Below are 23,826 nucleotides of genomic sequence, written 5' to 3' on the forward strand. Positions count from 1 at the left end.
CCGCGTCGCTTTCACTTAGCAGCATTCACATGAACCAGACTTCAGAATCCCTCTCCCGTCTCGCCCGCGCGGCCATGGCCCGCGGCGACTGGCCCGGCGTTGAACAGGCGGCGCGCGAGCTGATACAGCACTGGCCGCAGGCGGCCGAAGGCCACTTTCTCTTTGGCAAGGTGTGCAAGGCAGCGCAGCGCCCCAACCAGGCGATCGAGGCGTTTTCCGCCGCGCTGCAAATGGACCCCGCGCGCTATGACGCCGGCATCGAGCTGGCGGACCAGTGCACTATCGCCAAGGACAACGCGCGCAGCCGCGAGTTGCTCGAGCGTTTTCGCGACGCGCTGGACAACAGCCCGCGCTACCTCGACATGGCCGCCACCTGTTACGTGAACATCGGCCTGCCCGAGGAGGCACTGCCGCTGTATGCGAAGGCGGTCGCACTGCAGCCGGAGATCGACCTGTTCCGCGCCAACCTCGCCGCCTGCTCCGTGTACACCGGCGATATTGACCAGGCGGCACAACTGTACGCCGGGCTGCTGGAGCAAAACCCGCATCACCAGCGCAATCACTACCAGTTGTCGCGTCTGCGCCGGGCCCAGGACTCCACGCACATCGATGCCATGCTCGCCTCACTGGCGCACACCCGCCAGCCGGAAGGGAAGAACATCTTCATGTATTACGCGCTGGGTAAGGAGTACGAGGACCTCGGCGAGTGGGATGCCGCGTTCAGCTACTACCAGCGCGCCGGCGACGCCGCGACCCGGGCGGCGAATTACACGCTGGACGAGGACGTCGAGATCATCGAAACCGCCATCGCCAGTTGCTCGGCCACCTGGTTTCGGGAGCAGCAACCGGCGGAAGTCGCGCCGGGGCCGCAGCCTATTTTCATCCTCGGCCTGCCGCGCACCGGCAGCACCCTGAGCGAACGCATGCTCGGCGCGCACTCGCAGGTCGACAGTGTCGGCGAGACCCAGTTCCTGCCGGTCGCGGTGCGCATGAGCAGCCAGGTGGCGGATCACCGGCAGATGACGCCGGCGATGATCGCCGGGGCAGCGCGCGCGCCGAGCGCGGACATCGCCCGGGAGTACCTGCAGCGCATCGGCTATCGCCTGGGTGATGAGCCCTGGTTCATCGAGAAACTGCCATACAACTCGCTGTTCCTCGGCCTGATCGCGAAGGCGTTTCCCGCTGCGCGCATGATCGTCGTCGAGCGCGACCCCATGGACGCCTGCTTCGCCATGTACAAGCAGGTGTTCACGTGGGCCTACAAGTACTCGTATGACCTCGAGAACCTCGGCCACTACTACTGCCACTATGCGCGCCTGATGGACCACTGGCGCGAACAGCTCGGCGAGCGCCTGCACTTCCTGCGCTACGAGTCCCTGGTCGCCGACCCTGAAGCGGAGCTGCGCCGCGCCCTCGACTACCTGGGCCTGCCCTTCGAGGCCCAGTGCCTCGAGTTCCACCGCTCGCGTGCTGCGAGCACCACGGCCAGCTCGGTGCAGGTGCGCGAGAAGATCCACGGCGACAGCGTCGGCCGCTGGCACAACTTCGAGGCCCAGCTGGAACCGCTGCGGCGCATCTTTGACGCCAACGGCATCGAGTACCGCTAGGCATGGCTTTCAGCAGCCAGGAGTACCACAAGCAGGTCACCAAGCTGATGCGCAACCAGCAGGCCAAGAAGGCGCTGAAGCTGTGCAACGACTGGGTGGCCCGGTATCCCCGCGAGGCGCTGGCGCACCTGATGCAGGGGTCACTGCTGCGCCAGCGCGACCCGGGCAAGGCCCTGCCGGCCCTGGCCACCGCCGTGCGCCTGCAGCCGGCCAATCCGGAGCCGCGGCTGCAGTTGATCGAATGTGCCCTGGCCGTGCGCGACTATGCCGGGGCCGCAGCCCAGCTCGATGCGCTCACCGGGCAGATGTCCGCGCAGCAGATCGAGCGCGCTGCGGGCCTGTGCCAGCGCCTGGCGCGCATCCCGCGCCAGCGCGATTTGCTGCTGGTACTGGCGCGCGCCAACGCCCTGCGCCCGCCGCTGTGGTTCAACCTCGCCGAGGCGGAAATTGCCCTGGGCAATGTGCGCGAGGCGACGGCGATCTACCGCAAGCTGCTGGAAGCCAATCCGCGGCTGCAGAAGGCACACTTCGAACTGGCGCGCCTGGAGCGCGACCCCGATACGCCACACCTGGCGCAGATGGAAACCCTGCTGGCCTCCCTCGGGCCGGACGACAACAGCGTGTTCCTGCACTACGCCATCGGCAAGAAATACGAGGATCGCGGCGAGCACGCCCGGGCGTTCGAGCACTATTTGCAGGGCGGCGCGCAGGCCAAAGCCAGTGGCAACTACGCGGTGGACGCGGACCTGCGCCTGGTGGAGACGATTATCGCGCAGGACTGGCAAGCGCCGAGTGTGGCCAGTGCCGGACACCCCGTGCCGATCTTCGTGACCGGCCTGCCGCGCTCGGGCACTACCTTAGTGGAACGGCTGCTCTCCAACCACCCGCGGGTGGATACCATCAACGAGACGTTTTTCTTCCAGGTGGCGATGCAGGAGTGCGCCGGGCTGCCGCCGCTGGCCATGCCCGAGCCGGACACGCTGCCGCGGGCGCTCTCTGCGCCGCCGGAAAAGGTCGGTGCCCGCTACCGCCAGCTGGTCTCCCACCTGCTCGGTGACGGTGACTATTTTGTCGAGAAACTGCCGGAGAACTACCTCTACCTGGGCGCTATCGCCGCGGCCCTGCCGGGGGCGAAGCTGGTACACGTCAATCGTCACCCACTGGACAATGCCCTGGCCCTGTTCAAGCAGCCGTTCTTCCGCTTTGCCTACGACCTGGACGACCTCGCGGCTTACTACCTCGCCTACCATCGATTGATCCAACGCTGGCGGGAGATGCTCGGCGAGCGCCTGGTGGAGGTCAGCTACGAGGCGTTTGTCGGCGATCCGGAGGGGCAGGCGCGGGCGCTGTTTGATGCGTTGGAACTGCCCTTCGACCCGGCGGTGCTGGACCTGCAGTCCAATGCCAGCCAGAGCAACAGCGCCAGTGCCGTCCAGGTGCGTGAGCCGGTGCACCAGCGTTCGGCGGGGCTGTGGCAGCAGTATCGCGAGCCGCTGCGGCCGTTGCTCGATGCGCTTGCGCAGGCGGGTGTCGTGGATGCCGAGGGTAATCTGCCGGATTGATCCGCAGGCCGGGGTCAGGGTAAACCGGGGTCAGAGCCGTGGCTCTGAGCCCTGGCATCCAGCCCGGTCATTCCTCCGCGAAGACTACGCGACTGTAAACCGGGGTCAGAGCCGTGGCTCTGACCCCTGCCTTCCCACCCGCCCATTCCTGCGCCAAGAGCACGCGTGTAGACCGGGGTCAGAGCCATGGCTCTGACCCCTCTTTCTGAGGAACAAAAAAAAGCCCGGCTCTTGCGAGCCGGGCTTCTTCGGTGACGTCTGGACCGGACTTAGAAAGTCTGGGTCAGGCGCAGGTAGTAACCACGACCGAACAGGCGGTAGGTGGACGGATCGGTAGTGGCGTTGAAGCCAATCTCGATGTAGGGCGGCTCTTCGTCGGTGATGTTGGTCACACCGGCGGTGATGCCCAGGCCGAAGTCGAAGGTGTAGTTCGCGACCAGGTCGTGATACAGCACAGCATCGACGTCCTGGATGTAGGAGCCATCAGCCTTGTTGTTGGAGGGATCGCCATCAGAGTCACAGTTACAGAAGGTGTCTGCATCCAGCTCGCTGATGTACTCGCCCAGGTAGGAAACGGTCAGGCCGTTCCACATCCAGCTCAGGCTGTAGTTGATCTTGTCTTCCGCGTACGCGCCGCCGTCTTCAGCAGTCGGGTCGGTGTAGCGGCCTGACAGATCCTGCTCCTCAGCACCGGCGTAAGCCTTCTTGGTGCGCTCGTTCAGGTGCGACCACAGGAAGGTACCGCGGAACTGGCCCAGATCGGTGTCGATGGTGTAGCGCGCTTCGGTGTCGATACCGTTGGCGCCCTGCTCAGCGACGTTCAGCTGGGTGTCGATAACCTGCTGTACGGAGTAGTCCGGACGGCGGGTAACCAGGTCACAAGCCTGCTGGTTCTGGTTCAGGTAGCAGTCATCCAGGATGAACTGTACGCCCAGTGAGCTGATACCGTCTTCGATCTGGGTATCCCAGTAGTCGACGGTCAGCGACAGGTCGCCACCGAACAGCTGCGGTGTCCAGACCACACCGAAGGTCATGGTGTCACCGGTTTCCGGGGTCAGGTTCTCGTTACCACCAGCTTTCGCCGGAACCTGGCTGTCGGTCTGTACGCCGGGCCGTGCGCAGCCTGCGGGCAGCGGGGTGGCGGTACAGGGGTCGACGTAGGTCGGGAAGTCGTCAACCAGGCCACCGTACAGGTCGCTCAGGGTCGGCGCGCGGAATACCGTGCCCGCGGTAGCGCGGAACTTCAGGTCGGCCAGAGCGTTGGCTTCGATACCCAGCTGCCAGGTGGTCTCTTCGTCGAAGGCGTTGTAGTCGTCGTAACGAACGCCCGCGGTCATGGACAGCGCCTGCTCGCCATTGTCGAACAGCGGCGCGTAGATTTCCGCGTACAGGTTCATGTTGTACAGGGAGCCTTCGGTGCCGGCACCGGTGTTACCGGTGACTGCGTCCTGGGACTTGCCTGAGTCGGGAGCGTACTTGTACTTCTCGCCGATGTAACCGATACCAGCGGCCCAGCCGAAGTCACCGCCGGGCAGTTCAAACGCGCTGCCGGAAACGTTGAAGTCGAGGGTCTCGAGGTCGGTGGTGTAGTGGTCGGTCAGGTCCGTGGACACGTAGTCGAGCTGGTCCTGGGTCACAGTGTTGGCGCCACCGAACAGGTTCAACGGTACACAGCCAGCGATCAGGGTGCTGGGATCGTTGACGTCGGTGTAACACTCCGGGGTGCCGTCGCCATCGAGGTCGGCGGACGGGCCGAGGGCGTTGAACAGCGGGGTGCCGGCGAACTGGCCGTAGTCGTTGTCGGTACGGCTACGACGACCGCGGTTGTAGGTCAGTTCCCAGTCGATTTCCTTGAAGGAACCTTTCAGGCCCATGACGGCCTGGACCTGGGTGATGTCCTGCTCGAAGCGGCGGTTGGTCTCTACCATACGACGGCGGATGTCGGTGACCGGCTCAGGGGTGAGGCCGGCTGCGGTGGCGAACTGCTGCAGGTAGTAGTTGTCCTGGGAGACACCGCTGAAGGCCTGGGTGACACCGTCGGCATCGACGTAGGTGCCGGTGTAGGCCGGATCCTGGCCGGGACGGCCGTCATAGGGCAGCGGCGCCAGTTCCTGGGCAGACTTACGCAGGTTGACGCGAACTTCGGTGAAGGCGGTGACGTAGTCATTGACTTCGAACTCGCCATCCACGAAGAAGTTGGTGCGGTCATACGGGGTCTGGATGTAGTTGACCGGCGAGTAGTTGTAGGTGCGGCCGTCGTACGGTACCAGGCCGGCGCCTTCGTTCATGTAGACGCCCTGTGAGGCGAAGCCCAGGCGACCTTCCGGAATACGCGAGGAACCCAGCGGGTAGCAGCCGCCGTTCGGGGTGCCGTCGTACGGGCGCGCCGGGTTGGATTCACAACCTTCCGGGTAGATGTAGTAGGAGGTCTCGAAGAAGTCCCAGGGAGTGTCGTCCTGGAAGGCTTCTTCCTGGGTGACGAATTCGCCACCGAAGATCACGTGGCCGCGATCGAAGGTCTTGCCAGCTACCAGGCTAACGGTGTCCTGCTTGCCAGCCTTGGTGTCGAACCAGTCGGCGGTCTGCAGTTCAACTTCAACGCCGTCGAAGTTCTTGCGGGTGATGATGTTGACCACACCGGCTACGGCGTCAGCACCGTAGACCGCGGAGGCGCCGTCTTTCAGGATGTCGACGCGCTCGATCATTGCAGACGGGATGGTCTGGTAGTCGCCGCCGTCAACCAGGCGCTGGCCGTTGATCAGGGTCAGGGTGCGGTTCGGGCCCATACCGCGCAGGTCGATCTGCACGCTACCGTTACCGCCGTTGTTGGTGGTGGTGCCGATCGGCGAGCCCGACATGGAGGGCATGCTCTGGATCAGGTCACCGACATCGGTCAGACCGGTTACCTTGATTTCCTCACGGGTTACAACGCTGACCGGGCTGGCGCTTTCCAGGTCCGGGCGCGCGATGCGGGAACCGGTCACGATCACTTCTTCGACCTGTTCCGGCTCCTGGGCGAAAGCCATCTGTGGTGCAAAGGCCACAGCGCTCAGGCCCATAGCGGTAGAAACCGCCAGAGTGAGACGATTTTTTCTCAACATAGGTTTACCCCTGTTTCATATGTGAAGCATGCTTGGATGTGGAGGCCGCGGATAGCCTCTGTACACCAACTTTAAACGAATATTTCGGGACCTACCTCAAAGCCCCATCCACATTTGTGAAATATTCACAAAATCGGGCGGGAACTTGTCAAAATACCGAAATTGAGGCGCGGGGAATCAGGCTAAGTACCTGATATGAAATGATTAGTCGATGCGCCTGACGCCGACGCTGCGGCCCGAGGCGAGGTGCTCCATTACCCAGTAGCCGAGGAAATTCTTGCGGATGGCCACCGCGGTCTCGTCGCCCTTGTACTGGAAGCGGCCCTGCAGCCGCTGCTCCCAGATCTGGCCGTTGTCGAGGTAAAAGCGGGTGCTGCCGCTCCAGCCATTAAATGGAGCCTTGATGTTGGCGCTGATGCCGGTCTCGTTCTCCAGCTCGCGGACCTCGGCGGAGCGCTGCTGCGCCGGGGCCTCCCAGGCGGTGTAGCGGATCAGCCACTCGTTGAGCGCCTTGCGCTCGGCCTCGCTGAGCTTGTCCAGGCCTGCGGCGTCGAACTCGTCGGCGGTCATCAGCCCCTCCACGCCGGGGAACGGGTCGCCTCCGGCCAGGGCGGCCAGCGGCAGGCTCAGGATCAGGGCGGGGAGCAGTTTGCGCATGGGATGTCTCGCTGTGGTCAGAAGCGCTGGCTCAGGCGGGTATACCAGAAGCGCCCCTTCAATTCGTGGGTTCGGCCGTCGATGTTATCGTTAAAGGCCGAGGTGGCCAACGGCGCGGCCTCATCGAACAGGTTGTCCACCCCCAGCGACAGGCGCAGGCCGTCGAGCACGTCGAAGGTGTAGTTGAGCTGCACGTCGTGCACCATCCAGGCTTTGATATTGCGCCAGCGGTCGCTGTCCGGCACCCGCTCGCGCATGCTGTCGACGTAGTGCACCTGGTAGCTGCCGCGCCAGCGCTCGCGGTTCCAGCGCAGCCCGAGCTGGGCTTTCCACTCGGGGATGCCCCCCAGGCCCTCGGAGGCCTCGTCGCGGAAACTGCCCGCCAGGTCCTCGCGCGGCGCGCTGGCGTCCTGCTGCGCCAGGTATTCGGCGATCCAGCTGGTGCTGCCGTTGAGGGTGAACTGGCCGAAGCGGTTCTCGGCGAAACGCCAGTCGAGGCCGAAGTCGGCGCCGCTGACCCGGCGCTCGCCGATGTTCAGGTTGGAGGCGCGCACCAGTACCAGGTTGCCCATCGCGTCGCGCTCTACGCGGTCCTCGAAGCTGCCGAAACGGGCGTTCTGGTCGACGATGTACTGAGCGCTGGACGACACCACGTCCTGCTGCTCGATGCGGAAGAAGTCGGCGGACAGCGCCAGCCCCTGCAGCCGGGCGGGCGTCAGTACCAGCCCCACGCTGTAGCTCTCTGAGGTCTCCGGCTGCAACTGCGGGTTGCCGCCCTCCAGGGTCAGGAACTGGTTGCGGCTGGGGTCGCCCAGCGCGGTGCAGCCGGGCAGTACGCCGACATTGGCGGGCTGGGTGCAGGGGTCGAGCAGGAAGGCCTGGTTTTCCGTCACGCCCTCGTAGAGCTCGTTGAGGCTGGGCGCACGAAAGCCCCCGGCGTAGTTGGCGCGCAGCAGCAGCGCCGGACCCGGGCTGTAGCGCAGGGCCACTTTCGGGTTGGTGGTGGTGCCGAAGTCGCTGTAGTCCGAGTAGCGCAGCGCCGCCTCCAGGTCGAGTTTGGCCAGCCCGTCGGCGCTCTTCCACAGCGGCACCACGCTCTCCAGGAAGAACTCGGCGACCGTGCGTTTGCCGCGGGTGGCGTCGAAGTTGGTCGCGCCGATAGTGCTGGTGCTGGCCAGCAGTGGCCCGGGCCGCTTGCGCGTGCTCTCCCTGCGGTGCTCGAAGCCGAAGGCGACGTCGGCGCGCCCGGCGGGCAGGCCGTCGACCGCGCGGGACATGCTGAAGCCCGCGCTGTACAGCTCCGAGTACCCGCTCACCTGCCCGGTGGCCATGATGTAGTCCGCCTGCGCCGGCTCCAGCGTCCCGGCGGGGCCGAGCAGGTTGACCGGTACACAGTCGTCCAGCGGCGGGCCCTGGCAACCCGCGGCCGGGCCGATGGCGCGGCGCAGGTGGTCGGCATTGACGATGGCGCTGCTCGCCTCGGTGGCCTCGCTGCGGCTCCAGTTGTAGCCGAAGTCCCAGCTCCAGTCCGCCCACAGGCCCTGCAGGGCGGCGGCCATGCGTGCCACCTCCGATTCATTGCGCTGTCGCCGTTCGGGGAATTCCACCAGGCGGCGGCGCACGTCCGCGAGATCCACCTCGAAGTCGTTGTAGATGTTGTCCGCTGCCACCAGCAGCGGGTCCTGCTCGAAGGCGGTGAACACCGGTGTCGGCGCCAGTACTGCCTCGGCGTCGGTCTCGGTATAGGACAGCTCGATCTCGCCGGTCAGCCACTGGGCGAAGTCGTAGCTGGCGCTGCCATAGAGGCTGGTGCGCTCGAAGGGGACTACCGCGGTGGTGAAGGCCTGGTAGTTGAACAGGTCCTCGTCCGTCGCCGGCCGGTAACCGTCCGCGGTGGCGATCACCGTGCGCCCGTCGGGCAGGCTGATGCGCGCATCCGGGGTGGCGCTGGAGCGCTGGTCGGCGCCGCCTTCAGCGCGGGTGTCGGCGTTGCGCGAGACATCCCGGTCGCGGCTGAAAATCGGGTCCTGCTGGTACAGCGAGGCGCTCAGGAACAGCGAACCCTCGGGCAGGCCGGTGCCGTATTGCAGGGTCTGGGTGGTGGTCTGCAGGTCGCCGCGCTCGGTCTCGCCGTAGTAGGTCTCGGCGAGAAAGCCGTGGAAATCGCGTTTCATGATCACGTTGACCACACCGGCGATGGCGTCGGAACCGTAGATCGCCGAGGCGCTGTCCTTGAGGATCTCGATGCGCTCCACCGCCGCCGGCGGGATGCTGTTGAGGTCCACCGCGTCGCCGGCGAGGCCGTCGCTGGCCACCCGGCGCCCGTTGATCAGCACCAGGGTGTTGTTGGCGGGCAGTCCGCGGAGGGTTACCGTCGCGGTGCCGTCGCCGCCGTTGGAGATGGCCGTACTGGTGGCGTTGCCGGAGACCGCGGGCACGAATTTCAGCAATTCCCCGAGGCTCTGGGCACCGCTGAGTTCGATCTCCGGTCCGGCGAGGACGTCGACCGGCGCACCGCCGGTGTAGGTGGCGCGGCGGATGCGCGAGCCGGTGACGCGGTTGCCGTAGACGTAGGTTTCCTCCAGCCCGGGCACATACACTGGGTAGCGATCGAGCAACTCCCGCGCGTCCGGGCAGGCATCGCCGCAGCCCGCGGCGTACACCGCGATGACCTTGTTGTCGATCAGCTCCCAGGCCAGGCCAGTGCCAGCCAGCAGCTGGTCCAGCGCGGCGGCAGGGGTGAAATGGCCGACCAGCTCCCGCGCCGGCAGGTCGCGGGTGACGCGGTCGGAAAAGACAATGGACAGGCCGCTTTGCTTGCTCAGCTGGATGAGCGCGGAAGAAAGGCGCGGCGCGTTGACGACGAAATGCACCGCCTCCGGCGTACTGGCGAGCGCAGTCTGGCTCAGGCCCAGCGCGAGGCAGGCTGCGAGCAGTGCCGAACGCGCAAAAGCGAGTGAGCCCGGAAAACATACCGGTACTGGCGCAGACGCGGTAGACATAGACAGCCCGGGGAGCGGCAGTGCCGCAACCCACAATCCAGGTGATTATCTCGACGCGAACCCCCGGCCGGGGTTAATGAAGGGGGACCCGCAGGCCCGTTATAGCCTACCGCTGTTTTTTGAGCAACTGTACCGTGCCCTGGTCGATCTCGCGTGCCTCGATGTCGAGGCTTACCTGCAGGGCGCGCAGGATGGACTGCGGCTGGTCGAGATCGAACACGCCGGACACGGTCAGCGCCGCCAGTTCCGGGTCGCCCAGCAGGTAGGCTGTCGCGTCGTAGCGTTTGAGTTCGGCCAGCAGTGCCGGCAGCGGCATGGCCTCGGCGACCAGGCGCCCTTCGCGCCAGGCCAGTTGCCGGGCGGTGTCGGTAATCGCAGCCACCTGCCAGCCCCGCGGGCCGGTGCGCAGTTGCTGGTCCTGGCGCAGGACCTCGGCACTCGCTGCGCGGCTGCCGGGGGCGTCGAGTTCAGTGACGCGAACCACGCCCTCGGTCACGGTGACCTCGGTCTTGCGGCCCTGGCGGTAGACGTTGAAAGCGGTGCCGAGGGCGGTGACCCGCGCGTCGCCGGAGTCCACGCTGAACGGGCGGGCGGGGTTCTTCTCGACCTGGAACCAGGCCTCGCCGCGGCGCAGGACGATCTGGCGCTGATCGTCGCTGTAGGTGACGCTGATCCGGGTGTTGGAGTTGAGCAGGGCGCGGGAGCCGTCGGGCAGTGCAACTTCCTGCCGTTCGCCGAGGGCGCTGGTGTAGATCTGTGCCTGCGGCTCGTGCTGGGCCAGGGGGCCCAGGAACAGAGCGAGCAATGCGCTGGCGGCGATGGCGGCGGCGCTGCCGAACAGCCAGCGACGGCTGCGCGAGGTATCGCTGCCGGTACCCGGGGGCGGCTCTACCGCCAGGGCGTCGCCGAGTTCCTCCCACAGGGCCAGCGCGTCGTCCATGGCCTGGGGGTGAGAGGGGGCTGCGGCCAACCACAGGGCAAAAGCCTGCCGGTCCGCTTCAGCGGCGGTATCTGCGCGCAGGCGGGCAATCCATGCCAGCGCCTGGTCGAGCGCATGCCCGTGTTCCTCACCAGTCGTGTTCACTGTCGTTCCCTACTGTGTTCCGGAGCCTCACTTGCGGGGTTTTGGCGACCGGTTTTTTTGTGTTGTACCGATATAACGTCTCAGGGGCACATTCCCTCAACGGAGAAAGTGTGAATTCTTGATGAATCTCTCATTTTCGAGCCGCCGGATCTTCCAGTGCCTCGAGCGCCTCGCGGCAGGCGCGCAGGGCCTGGAGGATGTATTTCTCCACGCTGGAGACAGACACCTGCAGCTGTTCGGCGATGGCGCTGTAGGGCAGGCCGTTCTGGCGGTGCAGCAGGAAGGCCTGCTTGGCCTTGAACGGCAGCGATTCCACCGCGGCATTGATTGCCGCCAGGCGCTGGCTGGCACCCAGAATCTGCTCGGGGGAGGGCTCGGCGGCGCCGGTATCGACGCCGTCGTCGGGGTGTTCGCGCATTTCGCCGGCGAGGAAGCGGAAGTGCAGCTTGCGCCGGCGCAGCTGGTCTATCGCCAGGTTGCCGGCGACCTGGTAGAGGTAGGCGCGGGCGTTATCCAGCCGGCCCGGGTCGTCCAGGCGGTGCAGGCGCAGGAAGGCCTCCTGGGCGATCTCGGCCGCATCCTCGGGGTTGTCCAGGCGCTGCGCAAGGAATTTTTCCAGCGCGCCCCGGTTCTGCACCACGAGCTCGGCGATGAACTGGTCTTTGTCGTTTGCCACTGGCTGATCATGCCACCGGGGCGACGGCCGCCGCCACCCCACAGATGGGCCCTAGAACAGGACCCGGGAGCGGATCGTACCCTCGACCGCGGCGAGCCGGGCCAGGGCGATGTCGCTGTACTCCGCGTCCACGTCGATGACCACGTAGCCCACCGCCTCGTTGGTCTGCAGGAACTGCGCGGAGACGTTGACCCCGGTTTCGGAGAACACGCTGTTGATGGCGCTCATCACGCCCGGGATGTTGTGGTGGATGTGCAGCAGGCGGTGGCAGCCGGCGTGCTCCGGCAGGGCGACCTCGGGGAAGTTGACGGACGAGGTGGTAGTGCCGTTGTCCGAGTACTTCGCCAGCTTCTCGGCCACTTCCATGCCGATGTTCTCCTGCGCCTCCACCGTGCTGCCGCCGATGTGCGGGGTGAGGAACACGTTGTCGAAGCGGCGCAGGGGCGAGACGAACTCGTCGTCGTTGGAGCGCGGTTCCACCGGGAATACGTCGATCGCGGCGCCGGCCAGGTGGCCGGACTCCAGTCGCGCCGCCAGGGCGTCGATGTCGACCACGGTGCCGCGGGAGGCGTTGATCAGGATGCCGCCCTCGCGCATCAGCTCCAGCTCCTGCGCGCCGATCATGTCCTGGGTTGCCGCGGTTTCCGGTACGTGCAGGGTAACCACGTCCGAGGAGGCCAGCAGCTGGCCGAGGCTGTGTACCTGGCGGGCGTTGCCCAGGGGCAGCTTGTTGACCACGTCGTAGAACTGCACCTGCATACCAAGGCTCTCGGCGATGATGCCCAGCTGCACGCCGATATTGCCGTAGCCGATGATGCCCAGCTTCTTGCCGCGGATTTCGAAGGCGCCGGTGGCGGACTTCTGCCATTCGCCCCGGTGGGCGGCGGCATTTTTCTCGGCCACGCCGCGCAGCAGCAGGATGGCCTCGGCGATCACCAGCTCGGCCACGCTGCGGGTATTGGAGAACGGCGCGTTGAACACCGCGATACCGCGTTTGGTCGCCGCTTCAAGGTTTACCTGGTTGGTGCCGATACAAAAACAGCCCACCGCGACCAGTTTCCTGGCCGCGGCGAAGACCTCTTCGGTGAGTTGGGTGCGCGAGCGGATGCCGACGAAGTGCGCGCCGGCGATGGCCGCCTTGAGCTCCTCGGTGGGCAGCGCCTTGGCGTGCACCTCGATGTTCTCGTAGCCGGCCCGCTGCAGGGCCTCGACCGCGGACGGGTGGATGCCCTCGAGCAGCAGGAACTTGATCTTTTCCTTGGGCAGGGACTGTCTGGCCATGTGCGAATGATCTCGTAGATAGCGCCCCCGGCGCGTGGTCGGGGTCGAAAAAAGGCGCGTATGTTACCACAGGCGGGCAGGCCCCAAGGGCACTGGAAAGTGGCACATTTCCACCCGCGGGGAGCGGGTGTGGGGCGCGACCTGGCCGCTCGCGGTCTATATTGGAATCCAGGACAGGAGAAAAATAACATGTCCGCAAAAACGCTCCTCCGCTACTGGTTGTGGCTGTGTTTACTGCCCGGCCTGCTGCTCGCCGGCCTGGCCTCCGCCGCGACCGTCAGCCTTACCTTGTCCAGCTACCCGGCCCAGCCGGTGACCGGGCAGGTGCTCACCTACCGGGCCACCTGGGTGGCCGGTACCGGCCCGCCCTGCTTCGGCGACCTGATCGTCAGCCTGCCCGCCAGCGGCGCCACCTTTCTCGACAGCAACCCGGGTGGCAGCTTCGAGAGCGCCAACAACCGCGTGCGCTGGTCGAATATCCGCTTCCACAACAACACCGGCGACCGCTGGGTGCGCGTGCTGGTCACCGCCGCGGGGGGTTCCCTGCCCGCCGCCAGTGCCCGTGTCACCGGCGGCTGCTCGACCTCGACCGGCCCGCAGGCGGGGCCTGTGGTCAATCCGGGTGCGCAGCCACATCTGACCCTCGACAAGACAGCCTCGCGCACTACCGCGGGTGCCGGTGAACAGATCAGCTACACCCTGACCTACGCCAACAACGGCAGTGGCGACGCCACCGGTGTCGTGCTCACCGATACCCTGCCCGCCGACGTGCTGTTCTACTCCGCGAGCGGCGGCGGTGCGCACGCCGCGGGTACAGTCACCTGGAACATCGGCACGATTCCCGCGGGCGCCAGCGGGGCCGTTTCCGCCACGGTCACGGTAGCCAGCCCCATCGCCAACGGTACCGTGCTGGCCAATACCGCTGAACTGGCCAGCAACGAACTCGCCGCGGTCAATGCCGGGCCGGTGAACGTGACCGCCACCAGTGCGCCGGTGCTCAGCGTGTTGAAACAGGCGCCGGGACCGCAGGTGGCGGCCGGGCAGGTGTTCACCTACCTGATCGATTACGCCAACAGCGGCACGGATACCGCGACCGGTGTGGTGGTCACCGACACCTTGCCCAGCGGCCTGGCTTTCGTCTCCGCCACCGGTGGTGGCAGCCACAGCAATGGGGTGGTGACCTGGAACCTGCCCGACCTCGGCGCCGGGGCGGCACACCAGTTGTCGCTGACGGCGAAGGTCGCCTCGCCGATCAGTGACGGCAGCGTTCTCGGCAATGCGATCAGCATCACCAGTGCTCAGACGGGCATCGTGGCAGGGCCCACCGTCGATGTGACCGCCAGCAGTGCGCCGGTGCTGGAACTGCAAAAAACCGTGTCCAGGGCCACCGCCAACGCCGGCGAACGCCTGGTTTACACGCTCACCTACAGCAACACGGGCTCGGATACCGCCACCGGCGTGCAGTTGCAGGACGTGCTGCCACCGGACACGTTGTATGTGTCCGACACCGGAGGCGGCGCGGTGAGTGGCCAGCAGGTGACCTGGAACCTCGGCAAGTTGCGGGCCGGGGAGGGCGGCAGCATCCAGCTGCAGGCGGACATCGTCACACCCATCGCCGACGGCACCGTGCTGCACAACACCGCTTCGCTGCTCAGCGCGCAGGTCAGCCAGCCGACCACGGCGTTTGCCGATACCCGGGTGTCCAGCGCGCCGGTGTTGAGTGTGGAAAAGCAGGTGTCACGCAACCGCGTGCAGGACGGTGACAGTTTCGTCTACACGATTACCTACGCGAACACCGGTACTGACGCGGCCACCAACGTGGTCCTTGAAGATGCCCTGCCGGCGGACACCGTGTTCGTCAGCGCCACCGGCGGCGGTGTCTACGCGGCACCGACCAACAGCGTCAGCTGGAGCCTGGGTACGCTCGCCGCCGGCGCCCGGGATTCGGTGACGGTCACGCTGCGCACCGCGGTGCCGCTGGCGGACGGCACGGTACTGGTCAACAGCGCCAGCATCGACGCGGACCAGACCTCGCCAGTCAGCGCCGCCAGCGAGCCGTCGCGGGTCACGGTGAGCAGCGCGCCGCTGCTGCTGGTGGACCTCACGCCCTCGCAGACCCGCACGACCCCGGGCAGCACGCTCGTCTATACCCTGGATTTCGCCAATTTCGGCACCGATGCGGGCAGTGGCACGCAATTGGAGTTTCTTGCGGCGCCCGGCACACGTATTACCGGTGCCGGAGCCGGCGGCGTGGTGAGCGGTGATGTCGTGAACTGGTCCTTCGGCAACTTCCCCGCCGGCGCCCTGGGGTCCGTGACGGTCACCGTGGAAGTGGACAGCCCGCTGGCCAACGGCACGCGGCTCTCCCCGCTGGCGGGCATCGCCGCGACCGGCGGCCACCTGGACCTGGCGAGCACCACCACCGTGGTCGACAGCGCCCCGCTCTTGAGTCTGTCCAAGCGCGCGTCGCGCACCCAGGTGCAGCCCGGCGATTCGCTGGTGTACACCCTGGCATTCGACAACAGCGGCACCGATGCGGCGGGGGATGTCGTCCTGCGCGACTTCCTGCCCGCCGGGGTCAGCTTCGTTTCCGCCAGCGCCGGCGGCACTGAAAGCGGCGGTGTAGTGACCTGGAACCTCGGCGACCTGGCGGCACCGGCTGCCGGTTCGGTAACGCTCACCGTGCGCGTCAACAGCCCGCTGCCGGACGGCACGCTGCTGGAGAACCTGGCCAGTATCGAGAGCACGGCGACCTCCCCGGTCTCCGCCTCCCACCGCATCAGCGTCTCGAGCCAGCCCGACCTCAGCATTCGCAAGTCGGTGTCCAGCAGTACCGTGGTCCCCGGCAACACACTGGTCTACACCCTCGAATACGCCAACAACGGCACCGACCAGGCGACCGGCGTGGTTCTCGAGGACCACCTGCCGGACAACGTGACCTTCGTCCGCGCCAGCGGCGGCGGTTCCGAGTCCTCGCCCGGTATCGTCCAGTGGTCCATCGGCACCCTCGCCGCGGGCGCAAGGAGTTCCGTGACCGTGGAGGTGACGGTCGATTCGCCCCTGGCCAACGGCACCGTGCTGCACAACGTCGCGACCATCGACGGCGACCAGGGCGGCCCGCGCTCCAGTCCGGTGGTGGACGTGCGCGTGTCCAGCGCGCCGCTGCTGCAGCTGGCGAAAACCGGTCCGGCGGTGGTGAGTGCCGGCAGCCAGGCCACTTACACCCTCAGCTACAGCAATACCGGGCACGACACCGCGACCGGGCTGGTGCTGCGCGACACCCTGCCCGCCAATACCACGCTGGTGTCCTCGAGCCCGTCGGGCAAGCCCAAGGGAGGGTCCGTAACCTGGAACCTGCCGGACCTGCCGGCGGGGGGCAGCGGCGCGATTTTGCTGACCCTTGCTGTCGACTCGCCGCTGCCCAGCGGCACCCGGCTGGTCAACCAGGCCAGCCTGTCCAGCGCGGAACTGCTCCCGGTGACCGCCACCGCGCGCACGGACGTGTCCAGCGCGCCGATCCTCCGGCTGGACAAGCGCGCTACCCGCGATTTCGTCGCCGCTGGTGAGCAGCTCACCTATACCCTGGACTACAGCAACCAGGGCAACAGCAATGCCGCCGGCGTGGTCCTGGTCGACCACCTGCCCCCGGAGGTCAGCTTCGTCTCGGCCACCGGCGGCGGCAGCCCCAGCGGCGCCGATGTCACCTGGAACATCGGCAGCCTGCCCGCGGGCAGCAGCGGCAGCGTCTCGGTGACGGTGCAGGTGGACAGCCCGATCAGCAGCGGTATCGTGATTCCCAACGCGGCCTCGATCAGCGCCACCGGCGTGCCGCCGCTGGCCGCGCCGCTGGTGCCGGTGCTGGTGCTCTCGGCGCCGCAGTTCACCCTCGACAAGCAGGCTTCCGCGTCGGTTGTCGACGCCGGCGGCACGGTCAGTTTCGAGATCGACTATTTCAATGGCGGTACCGACACCGCCACCGGTGTCGTGCTCACCGACCAGGTGCCCGCCAATACCAGCTTTGTCTCGGCCTCGGCCGGGGGCAGCGAAGCCGGCGGGGTGGTCAGCTGGAACCTGGGGTCGGTACCGGCGCTCAGCGGCGGCAAGGTGACGGTAACCCTGCAGATCGATGAACCGCTGGCCAACGGTACCGTGATCAGCAACCAGGCGGAGCTGACCAGCAACGAGACCGCCGCCCTGACCGGCGGTACCGGGTTTGTCGTCTCCAGTGCGCCGCAGCTGGCCCTGGCCAAGCAAAGTCAGCCCGGGGCGGTGGTCCAGGCGGGACAGGACGTCACCTACACCCTGCGCCTGGAAAATAACGGCAGCGACAGCGCCGACCACATCGCGGTGGTGGACGACCTGCCCGCGGGCGCCAGCGCGGTGAGCATCGGCCAGGGCGGCAGTTTCGACGCCGCGACTTCGCGGGTGAGCTGGAACATTCCCGCACTTGCCGCCGGTGCCTCGCTGGTATTCGACTACACGCTGCGCGTGCCCACCGGGCTCGCCAACGGCTCGAGCTGGACCAACCGCGCCGCGGCCAGTGCGCGCAACGCGGCGCCGGCCAGCGCGTCGCGCACGCTGACCATCGCCAGCCAGGCGCGGCTGGAACTGCGCAAGAGCGGCGGCAACAGCGTCAACGCCGGGGAGAACCTGACCTACACCCTGGAATACGCGAACACCGGGAACGCGGTGGCCAGCAATGCAATCCTGCGCGACACGCTGCCCGCGGGCCTGCTGTTCGTCGCCGCCAGCGATGCCGGCGCGCACAATGCGGGCGTGGTGACCTGGGCCCTGGGCGACCTCGCCCCGGGCGCTTCGGGCAGCGTAGAACTCACCCTGCAGGCGCCGCTGGGCGCGCTGGACGGCACGCTCTACGCCAATACCGCCGAGCTGGCCGCCGCCAACGCACAGGCGGTGGTGGCGCATGCCCAGAGCAGCGTGCGCAGCCATGTCGAACTGGATGTCGCGATCAGTGCCGGCCCGTCACCGGTCGCGCCGGGCGACGCCGTGGTGTACACGATCACCTACCACAATGCGGGCAACGAGGATGCCTCCAATGCGACCCTGCGCGCCTCGTTGCCGGCGAACGCCGTGTTTGCCAGTGCCAACAATAGCGGTGCCCCGTCAGGGGGTGATGTGCTTTGGAACCTGGGCACTCTCGCCGCGGGGGACAGCGGTAGCGTGAGCTTCACCGTGGATGCGAACACGCCGCTCCCCGATGGCACCGCACTGCCGAGCACGGCAACCCTGGCCGCGGACCTCGGCCTGCCGGACAGCGCGTCCACCGCGGTCGCGGTGGCCAGCTCGCCGCTGGTGGTCGTGGTCAAGGCAGCCGACCTCGCCGAGGCAGAGGTCGGCGACATCATTACCTTCGGCATCGGCCTGGCCAACTTCGGCAACGCGGTGGCCGGGGGCGTCAGCGTTATCGACGCCCTGCCGCCGGAGCTGGCGCTGTTGTCGGTGGATGCCGGCGGGATCGTCGACCAGGACGCCAACACGGTCACCTGGGACCTGGGCGACCTGGCGCCGGACGGTTCGATCGTCATTCTCAGCGTGCGTGCACAGGTGATTGCGCCCACCGATGCCATCGTCAACACGGCGACCATCGATTACGCGCAACTGGTGTCGCCGTTCTCGTTCAGCACCGGCGTCGCCGCGGCGGGTGCGACCGCGGTCCCGGTGCCCGCGCTGCCGCTGGCCTGGTTGTGGCTGTCACTGATTTTCGTACTGGGTGCGGCGGCGAGGGTATACTACCGCGGCTCGTGAGCGGCCCGGCCGGGCCGCTCGCTCCCGCGAGCCAACGCGATACCGAACAGCGATACCGTACAACCCAGGAGTCTCCCTTGGCCGACAACCCCTGTCCCCCGCTCGCCCAGCTCGAAGCCATCGTCGGCGCCGGGCGGGTATTCACCGATGCCGATTCCCTCGAGCACTACGGCCGCGACTGGACCCGCTTCTACCCCCCGGCCCCCTGCGCCGTGGTGCTTCCCGGCAGCATCGAGGAAGTGCAGGCCATCGTGCACCTGGCGGCCGCGGAGAACCTGGCCATCGTGCCCTCCGGCGGGCGCACTGGCCTCAGCGCCGGCGGCGTCGCCACCCGCGGCGAACTGGTGCTGGCCCTGGACCGCATGAACCGCATCGAGGATTTCAACCCGGTGGACCGCACCGTGCGCTGCGGCGCCGGCGTGGTCACCGAGCAGCTGCAGCAGTTCGCGGCGGACCAGGGCCTGTTCTACCCGGTGGATTTCGCGTCCTCCGGCTCCAGCCAGATCGGCGGCAACATCTCCACCAACGCCGGCGGCATCAAGGTCATCCGCCACGGCATGACCCGCGACTGGGTGGCCGGTCTCAAGCTGGTCACCGGCACCGGCGAGTTGCTGGACCTCAACCGCGGCCTGGTCAAGAACAACACCGGCTACGACCTGCGCCACCTCGTAATTGGCGCCGAGGGCACCCTCGGCGTGGTGGTCGAGGCCACCATGCAACTGGACCAGGCGCCGAAAGACCTCGCGGTCATGGTGCTCGGCGTGCCCGACATGCCGGCCCTCATGCGCGTGCTCGGCGCCTTCCGCGAACAGCTCACCCTCAGCGCCTTCGAGTTCTTCTCCGAGCCGGCGCTGGCCAAGGTGGTCGCCCACCAGGGCCTGCCGCGCCCCTTCGAGACCGAGGCGCCCTACTACGCCCTGCTCGAATTCGAGCAGTCCGGCGAGGTGGACATGGACGCGGCGATGGCGGTGTTCGAGGACTGCGTCGGCGAGGGCTGGGTGCTCGACGGCACGATCAGCCAGAGCCTCACCCAGGCGGAAAACCTATGGCGCCTGCGCGAGGACATCTCGGAGACCATCACGCCCTGGACGCCCTACAAGAACGACATCTCGACGGTCATCTCCAAGGTGCCGGACTTCCTCGACGAGGTCGAGGCGGTGGTCAACGCCGCTTACCCGGACTTCGAGATCATCTGGTTCGGGCACATCGGCGATGGCAATGTGCACCTCAACATCCTCAAGCCCGAGGGGCTGGATATCGACCTCTTCCGCGAGCAGTGCGGCGAGGTCTCGAAGCTCGTGTTCGATATCGTCCAGCGTTATGGGGGCAGTGTTTCTGCCGAGCATGGGGTGGGGCTGCTGAAGAAGGACTACCTGCAGTATTCGCGCTCGCCGGCGGAAATCGAGATCATGCGGCAGATCAAGCGGGCCTTCGATCCGCAGGGGATCATGAATCCCGGGAAGATTTTCGATCTTTGACTTCGTGACTTTGTGACTTCGTGACTTTGTGACTTCGCGAGCTGTTGGATTGGGTATTACCCGTCGCCCCGCACCTGCCCGTACCCCGGCAAAACGGCCACAAGCTCCGCCGCGTTTGTGGGCTGCTGCGCAACTCGACCAAAAATCGCTGCGCGATTTTTTGGGACTCGGACAGTGCTCGCAGAAAGCCCCCACAAACGCGGCTCCGCAAAAAGCGGTGGCCTGATTGTTTTGCCGGGGTACGGGCAGGCGCGGGGCTTTTTTCGGATATTCTGCAGGTGTCAAATGACGCGAGAAACCGATTGTCGCCACAGTTTCATTCGAAAAATCGAAGTGTTCACTGAGGTGGGAAATCGACTGGACTGGCAGCGAAGTGCCAACAGGGCAGCTTTGAAATCCGGTCCAACCGTCACCGGAGCGAGCACGTCCGTCATCACCCGCCCTTCGAAACAATCAGGCCGCGCTTTTAGCGCAGCTGCGTTTTCAGGCGCTTTCAGCGAGCACTGTTCGAGTCCCAAAAAATCGCGCAGCGATTTTTGGTCGAGTTGCGCAGCAGCCTGAAAACGCAGCGGAGCGTGCGGCCGTTTCGAAGGGCGGGTGATGACGGGCGGGCGGTAGTCTGCGCCCGCTACATCGGCATTTCATGTAGACCTGTAAGCCACATTCGCATAGCGATCTTCAGTCGGATTGTGCAGCAGCCTGGAAACGCAGCGGAGGGGGCGGGCGTGAGTCTGGGCCCGGTCACAATAGCCGCAACGGCTCCTCCTGCAACGCCGCCAACTGCTCCCGCAACTCGAGGATGTGCTCCGCCCAGTAGCGCTCCGTATTGAACCAGGTAAACGTGCGCGGGAAGGCCGGGTCGTCCCAGCGCCGCGCCAGCCAGGCCGCGTAGTTCACCAGCCGCAGGGTGCGTAGCGGCTCGATCCAGCGCAACTGCCGCGGGTCGAAATCGGCGAATTCGTTGTAGCCCTCGATCAGCTCGGACAGCTGCAACTCGCGCTCGTGATTGGCACCGGACAGGAACATCCACAGGTCCTGGATCGCTGGCGCCGAAACGCAGTCATCGAGGTCGACGAAGTGGGCCACGTCATCGCGCCACAGGATGTTGCCGACGTGGCAGTCGCCGTGCACGCGGATCTCGTCCGCAGGTTCCGCGCGATAGTTCGCCGATACCGCTTTGACCAGGTCGGCGGTGAGGGATTCGTAAGCGGGGCGCAGTTCGCGCGGGATGAAGTCCTGCAGCAGGAACTCGCGGTTCTCCACCAGCATGCGCTGCACGCAGATGCGCGGCCGGTGGGCGAACTCACTCGCAGCGCCCACCGCGTGGATGCGGCCCAGGGTGCGGCCCAGCACCAGCAGGTTGTCCGGGTTGTCGAGCTCCGGCGGGTAGCCGCCGCGGCGCGGGAACAGGGCGAACAGGAAGCCGGCGTGCTCGTGCAGGGTGTTGCCGTCGTCATCGGCCAGGGGCGCGACCACCGAGATGTCGGCGTCGGCCAGCTCCAGGGTGAAGGCGTGTTCTTCCTCGACCTGCTCGCGGCGCCAGCGGCCCGGGCGGTAGAACTTGGCGACCAGGGGTTGGTCGTCCTCGATGCCCACCTGGTAGACGCGGTTTTCGTAGCTGTTGAGGGCCAGCAGGCGGGCGTCGCACAGGCGGCCGGTGGATTCCACCGCGGCCATGACCATCTCGGGGGTTAGGGCGTCGTAGGGATGACCGCTCAATTGTCTTACCTCGGTTCAACCGCCCGGCGCCGGTGTGCGCGCCAGGCACCAGATTTCCACGTGCGCCGCGCCGGCCGCGCGCAGGGTACGGGCAGCTTCCGCGGCGGTTGCGCCGGTGGTGAGCACGTCGTCCACCACGGCAATGCGGAGGTTGTCACAGGGCCTGCGCGCAGTAAAGGCGCCGCGCAGGTTGCGTGAGCGGGCGCGGGCGTCCATCGCCGCCTGTGCCGGGGTCGCGCGGTTGCGCGCCAGGCGGCGGGAGTCCAGCCGGGCGCCGGGCAGCGCGTGGGCGAGTTGCGCGGCGAGCAGCTCGGCCTGGTTGTAGCCGCGCGCCAGGCGCCGGCGCCAGTGCATGGGCACCGGTACCAGCAGGTCGATGCCCGGGTCCGGGGTGGCGCGCGCCAGCCACAGGTCGGCGAGCAGGGCGGTGAGGTCCTCCTCGCCGGCAAACTTCCAGCGCTGGATCAGGTACCCCAGGTACTCGCCGTACAGCCAGGGGGCGACCACGCGGTCGAAGGCCGGGGGATCGCGCTGGCAATCCGGACACAGGCCGGACGCGGGCAGGGGCAGGGCGCAGCGCCAGCAGGCGAGCGTATTGGGCGGCAGCTCGTCGCGGCAGCCCACGCACAGCGGCAGCCGGTTGTGGGCCGGCAACTGGCACAGCCGGCAGGTGGCCGGGAACAGTGCATCGAACACGGCCCCGAGAACGCTGTTAACCACAAGGGTCGATTCTGGTTGACAGGTTTTCGCCCCCGGCTATCATGCAGAAGATCCCTTTCGAAAAGCCAACAGGTGAGTCATGACCGACATCGCAGCCCACGCCGTGCGCGCCAGCCAGGACGCCCCCGAGATTCGCCACGACTGGAGCCGCGATGAGGTGCAGGCGCTGTTCGCACTGCCCTTTAACGACCTGCTGTTCCGCGCCCACAGCGTGCACCGCCGCTATTTTGACCCGAACGAGGTCCAGGTCAGCACCCTGCTTTCCATCAAAACCGGCGCCTGTCCCGAGGACTGCGCCTACTGCCCGCAGAGCGCGCGCTACGACACCGGCCTGGAAGCCGAAAAGTTGATGCAGGTGCAGACGGTGCTGGAGCAGGCGCGCGCCGCCAAGGCCGCCGGCGCCACGCGCTTCTGCATGGGCGCCGCCTGGCGCTCGCCCAAGCCGCGCGAGATGCCCCACGTGGTGGCCATGGTGCAGGAAGTGCGCGCCCTGGGCATGGAGACCTGCATGACCCTGGGCATGCTCGACCGCGAGCAGGCGCAGGCCCTGGCCGAGGCGGGCCTCGATTACTACAACCACAACCTGGACACCTCGCCGGAGTTCTACGGCGATATCATCACCACCCGCACCTACCAGGATCGCCTGGACACCCTCGCCAACGTGCGCGAGGCGGGCATGAAGGTCTGCTGCGGCGGCATCGTCGGCATGGGCGAATCCGCCAGCGACCGCGCCGGCCTGTTGCAGCAGCTGGCCACCTTGCCGGAACACCCGGAGAGCGTGCCTATCAATATGCTGGTGCGCGTGCCGGGCACACCGCTGGAGGACGAGCCGGAGCTGGACCCCTTCGAGTTCATCCGCACCATCGCCGTGGCGCGCATCCTCATGCCCGCCTCCCACGTGCGCCTGTCCGCCGGCCGCGAGGAGATGAACGAGCAGATGCACGCGCTGGCTTACTTCGCCGGCGCCAACTCCATCTTCTACGGCGAGAAACTGCTGACCACCGCCAACCCCGAGGCCAACCGCGACATGGCCCTGTTCGCGCGCCTGGGCATCCAGCCCGAGAAGCGCGAGCTGGCCGCCGAGCCGGAAACCCCCAGCCCGCACTTCTACGACGCTGCGGCGGGCCGCGTGCCGGCGGACTGCCCGAGGTCGGCGGGCAACGCCTGACCGCG

The 23,826-nt window shown here is 66.9% G+C and carries 13 protein-coding genes; 5 read left to right on the forward strand and 8 right to left on the reverse strand.

The window, feature by feature from the left end; genetic code table 11:
• Positions 1–29: 29 nt before the first annotated feature.
• Positions 30–1,607 carry a tetratricopeptide repeat-containing sulfotransferase family protein gene (locus tag E4634_RS11770; protein ID WP_135444116.1) on the forward strand — a complete coding sequence of 526 codons (1,578 nt, stop codon included), beginning with the start codon at positions 30–32 and terminating at the stop codon, positions 1,605–1,607.
• 2 nt (positions 1,608–1,609) lie between these two features.
• Positions 1,610–3,169, forward strand: coding sequence for a tetratricopeptide repeat-containing sulfotransferase family protein (locus tag E4634_RS11775; RefSeq protein WP_135444118.1), 1,560 nt, complete (start codon positions 1,610–1,612; stop codon positions 3,167–3,169).
• A 269-nt stretch (positions 3,170–3,438) separates the two neighbouring features.
• Here E4634_RS11775 and E4634_RS11780 read toward each other — a convergent pair whose 3' ends face one another.
• From E4634_RS11780 to serA, 6 genes are all read right to left on the reverse strand, one after another.
• The gene (locus E4634_RS11780) at positions 3,439–6,228 is read right to left on the reverse strand and encodes a TonB-dependent receptor domain-containing protein (RefSeq protein ID WP_167854875.1); all 2,790 of its coding nucleotides are present in this window, start codon (positions 6,226–6,228) and stop codon (positions 3,439–3,441) included.
• A 246-nt stretch (positions 6,229–6,474) separates the two neighbouring features.
• A complete protein-coding gene (locus tag E4634_RS11785; protein ID WP_135444122.1) occupies positions 6,475–6,927 on the reverse strand; it encodes a hypothetical protein in 453 nt (150 codons plus the stop codon).
• A gap of 17 nt (positions 6,928–6,944) precedes the next feature.
• Positions 6,945–9,929, reverse strand: coding sequence for a TonB-dependent receptor (locus E4634_RS11790; protein WP_135444124.1), 2,985 nt, complete (start codon positions 9,927–9,929; stop codon positions 6,945–6,947).
• A gap of 106 nt (positions 9,930–10,035) precedes the next feature.
• Positions 10,036–11,013 carry a FecR family protein gene (locus tag E4634_RS11795; RefSeq protein ID WP_135444126.1) on the reverse strand — a complete coding sequence of 326 codons (978 nt, stop codon included), beginning with the start codon at positions 11,011–11,013 and terminating at the stop codon, positions 10,036–10,038.
• Positions 11,014–11,143: 130 nt separating this feature from the next.
• Complete coding sequence (locus E4634_RS11800; protein WP_135444128.1) at positions 11,144–11,689, reverse strand: RNA polymerase sigma factor; 546 nt, start codon at positions 11,687–11,689, stop codon at positions 11,144–11,146.
• 51 nt (positions 11,690–11,740) lie between these two features.
• Positions 11,741–12,970 carry a phosphoglycerate dehydrogenase gene (gene serA / locus E4634_RS11805; protein WP_135444130.1) on the reverse strand — a complete coding sequence of 410 codons (1,230 nt, stop codon included), beginning with the start codon at positions 12,968–12,970 and terminating at the stop codon, positions 11,741–11,743.
• Positions 12,971–13,159: 189 nt separating this feature from the next.
• On the opposite strand from serA, the gene E4634_RS11810 reads away from it, so the two are divergent.
• Together E4634_RS11810 and E4634_RS11815 are read left to right on the forward strand one after the other, a co-directional pair.
• Entirely contained in the window at positions 13,160–18,736 is a 5,577-nt protein-coding gene (locus E4634_RS11810; RefSeq protein WP_167854876.1) for a COG1361 S-layer family protein, read from the forward strand.
• A 77-nt stretch (positions 18,737–18,813) separates the two neighbouring features.
• On the forward strand, positions 18,814–20,214 hold the full coding sequence (locus E4634_RS11815; protein ID WP_135444134.1) for an FAD-binding oxidoreductase: 1,401 nt from the start codon (positions 18,814–18,816) through the stop codon (positions 20,212–20,214).
• 741 nt (positions 20,215–20,955) lie between these two features.
• On the opposite strand, the gene E4634_RS11820 is transcribed toward E4634_RS11815, so the two are convergent.
• Entirely contained in the window at positions 20,956–21,933 is a 978-nt protein-coding gene (locus E4634_RS11820; RefSeq protein ID WP_135444136.1) for a serine/threonine protein kinase, read from the reverse strand.
• 15 nt (positions 21,934–21,948) lie between these two features.
• On the reverse strand, positions 21,949–22,653 hold the full coding sequence (locus E4634_RS11825; RefSeq protein ID WP_206046870.1) for a ComF family protein: 705 nt from the start codon (positions 22,651–22,653) through the stop codon (positions 21,949–21,951).
• 79 nt (positions 22,654–22,732) lie between these two features.
• Here E4634_RS11825 and bioB point away from each other — a divergent pair, with 79 nt between their 5' ends.
• Entirely contained in the window at positions 22,733–23,821 is a 1,089-nt protein-coding gene (bioB, locus tag E4634_RS11830) for a biotin synthase BioB (protein ID WP_135444138.1), read from the forward strand.
• The last annotated feature ends 5 nt before the right edge of the window (positions 23,822–23,826 follow it).

It is taken from the genome of Mangrovimicrobium sediminis, from assembly GCF_004745945.1.
GTDB lineage: Bacteria > Pseudomonadota > Gammaproteobacteria > Pseudomonadales > Halieaceae > Mangrovimicrobium > Mangrovimicrobium sediminis.

Excerpts from the sequence above, each read along its gene's own strand:
- E4634_RS11785 (WP_135444122.1), bottom strand. The coding sequence starts at position 6,927 with ATGCGCAAACTGCTCCCCGCCCTGATCCTGAGCCTGCCGCTGGCCGCC.
- serA (WP_135444130.1), bottom strand. The coding sequence starts at position 12,970 with ATGGCCAGACAGTCCCTGCCCAAGGAAAAGATCAAGTTCCTGCTGCTC.
- E4634_RS11780 (WP_167854875.1), bottom strand. The coding sequence starts at position 6,228 with ATGGGCCTGAGCGCTGTGGCCTTTGCACCACAGATGGCTTTCGCCCAG.
- E4634_RS11810 (WP_167854876.1), top strand. The coding sequence starts at position 13,160 with ATGTCCGCAAAAACGCTCCTCCGCTACTGGTTGTGGCTGTGTTTACTG.
- bioB (WP_135444138.1), top strand. The coding sequence starts at position 22,733 with ATGACCGACATCGCAGCCCACGCCGTGCGCGCCAGCCAGGACGCCCCC.
- E4634_RS11775 (WP_135444118.1), top strand. The coding sequence starts at position 1,610 with ATGGCTTTCAGCAGCCAGGAGTACCACAAGCAGGTCACCAAGCTGATG.
- E4634_RS11790 (WP_135444124.1), bottom strand. The coding sequence starts at position 9,929 with ATGTCTACCGCGTCTGCGCCAGTACCGGTATGTTTTCCGGGCTCACTC.
- E4634_RS11770 (WP_135444116.1), top strand. The coding sequence starts at position 30 with ATGAACCAGACTTCAGAATCCCTCTCCCGTCTCGCCCGCGCGGCCATG.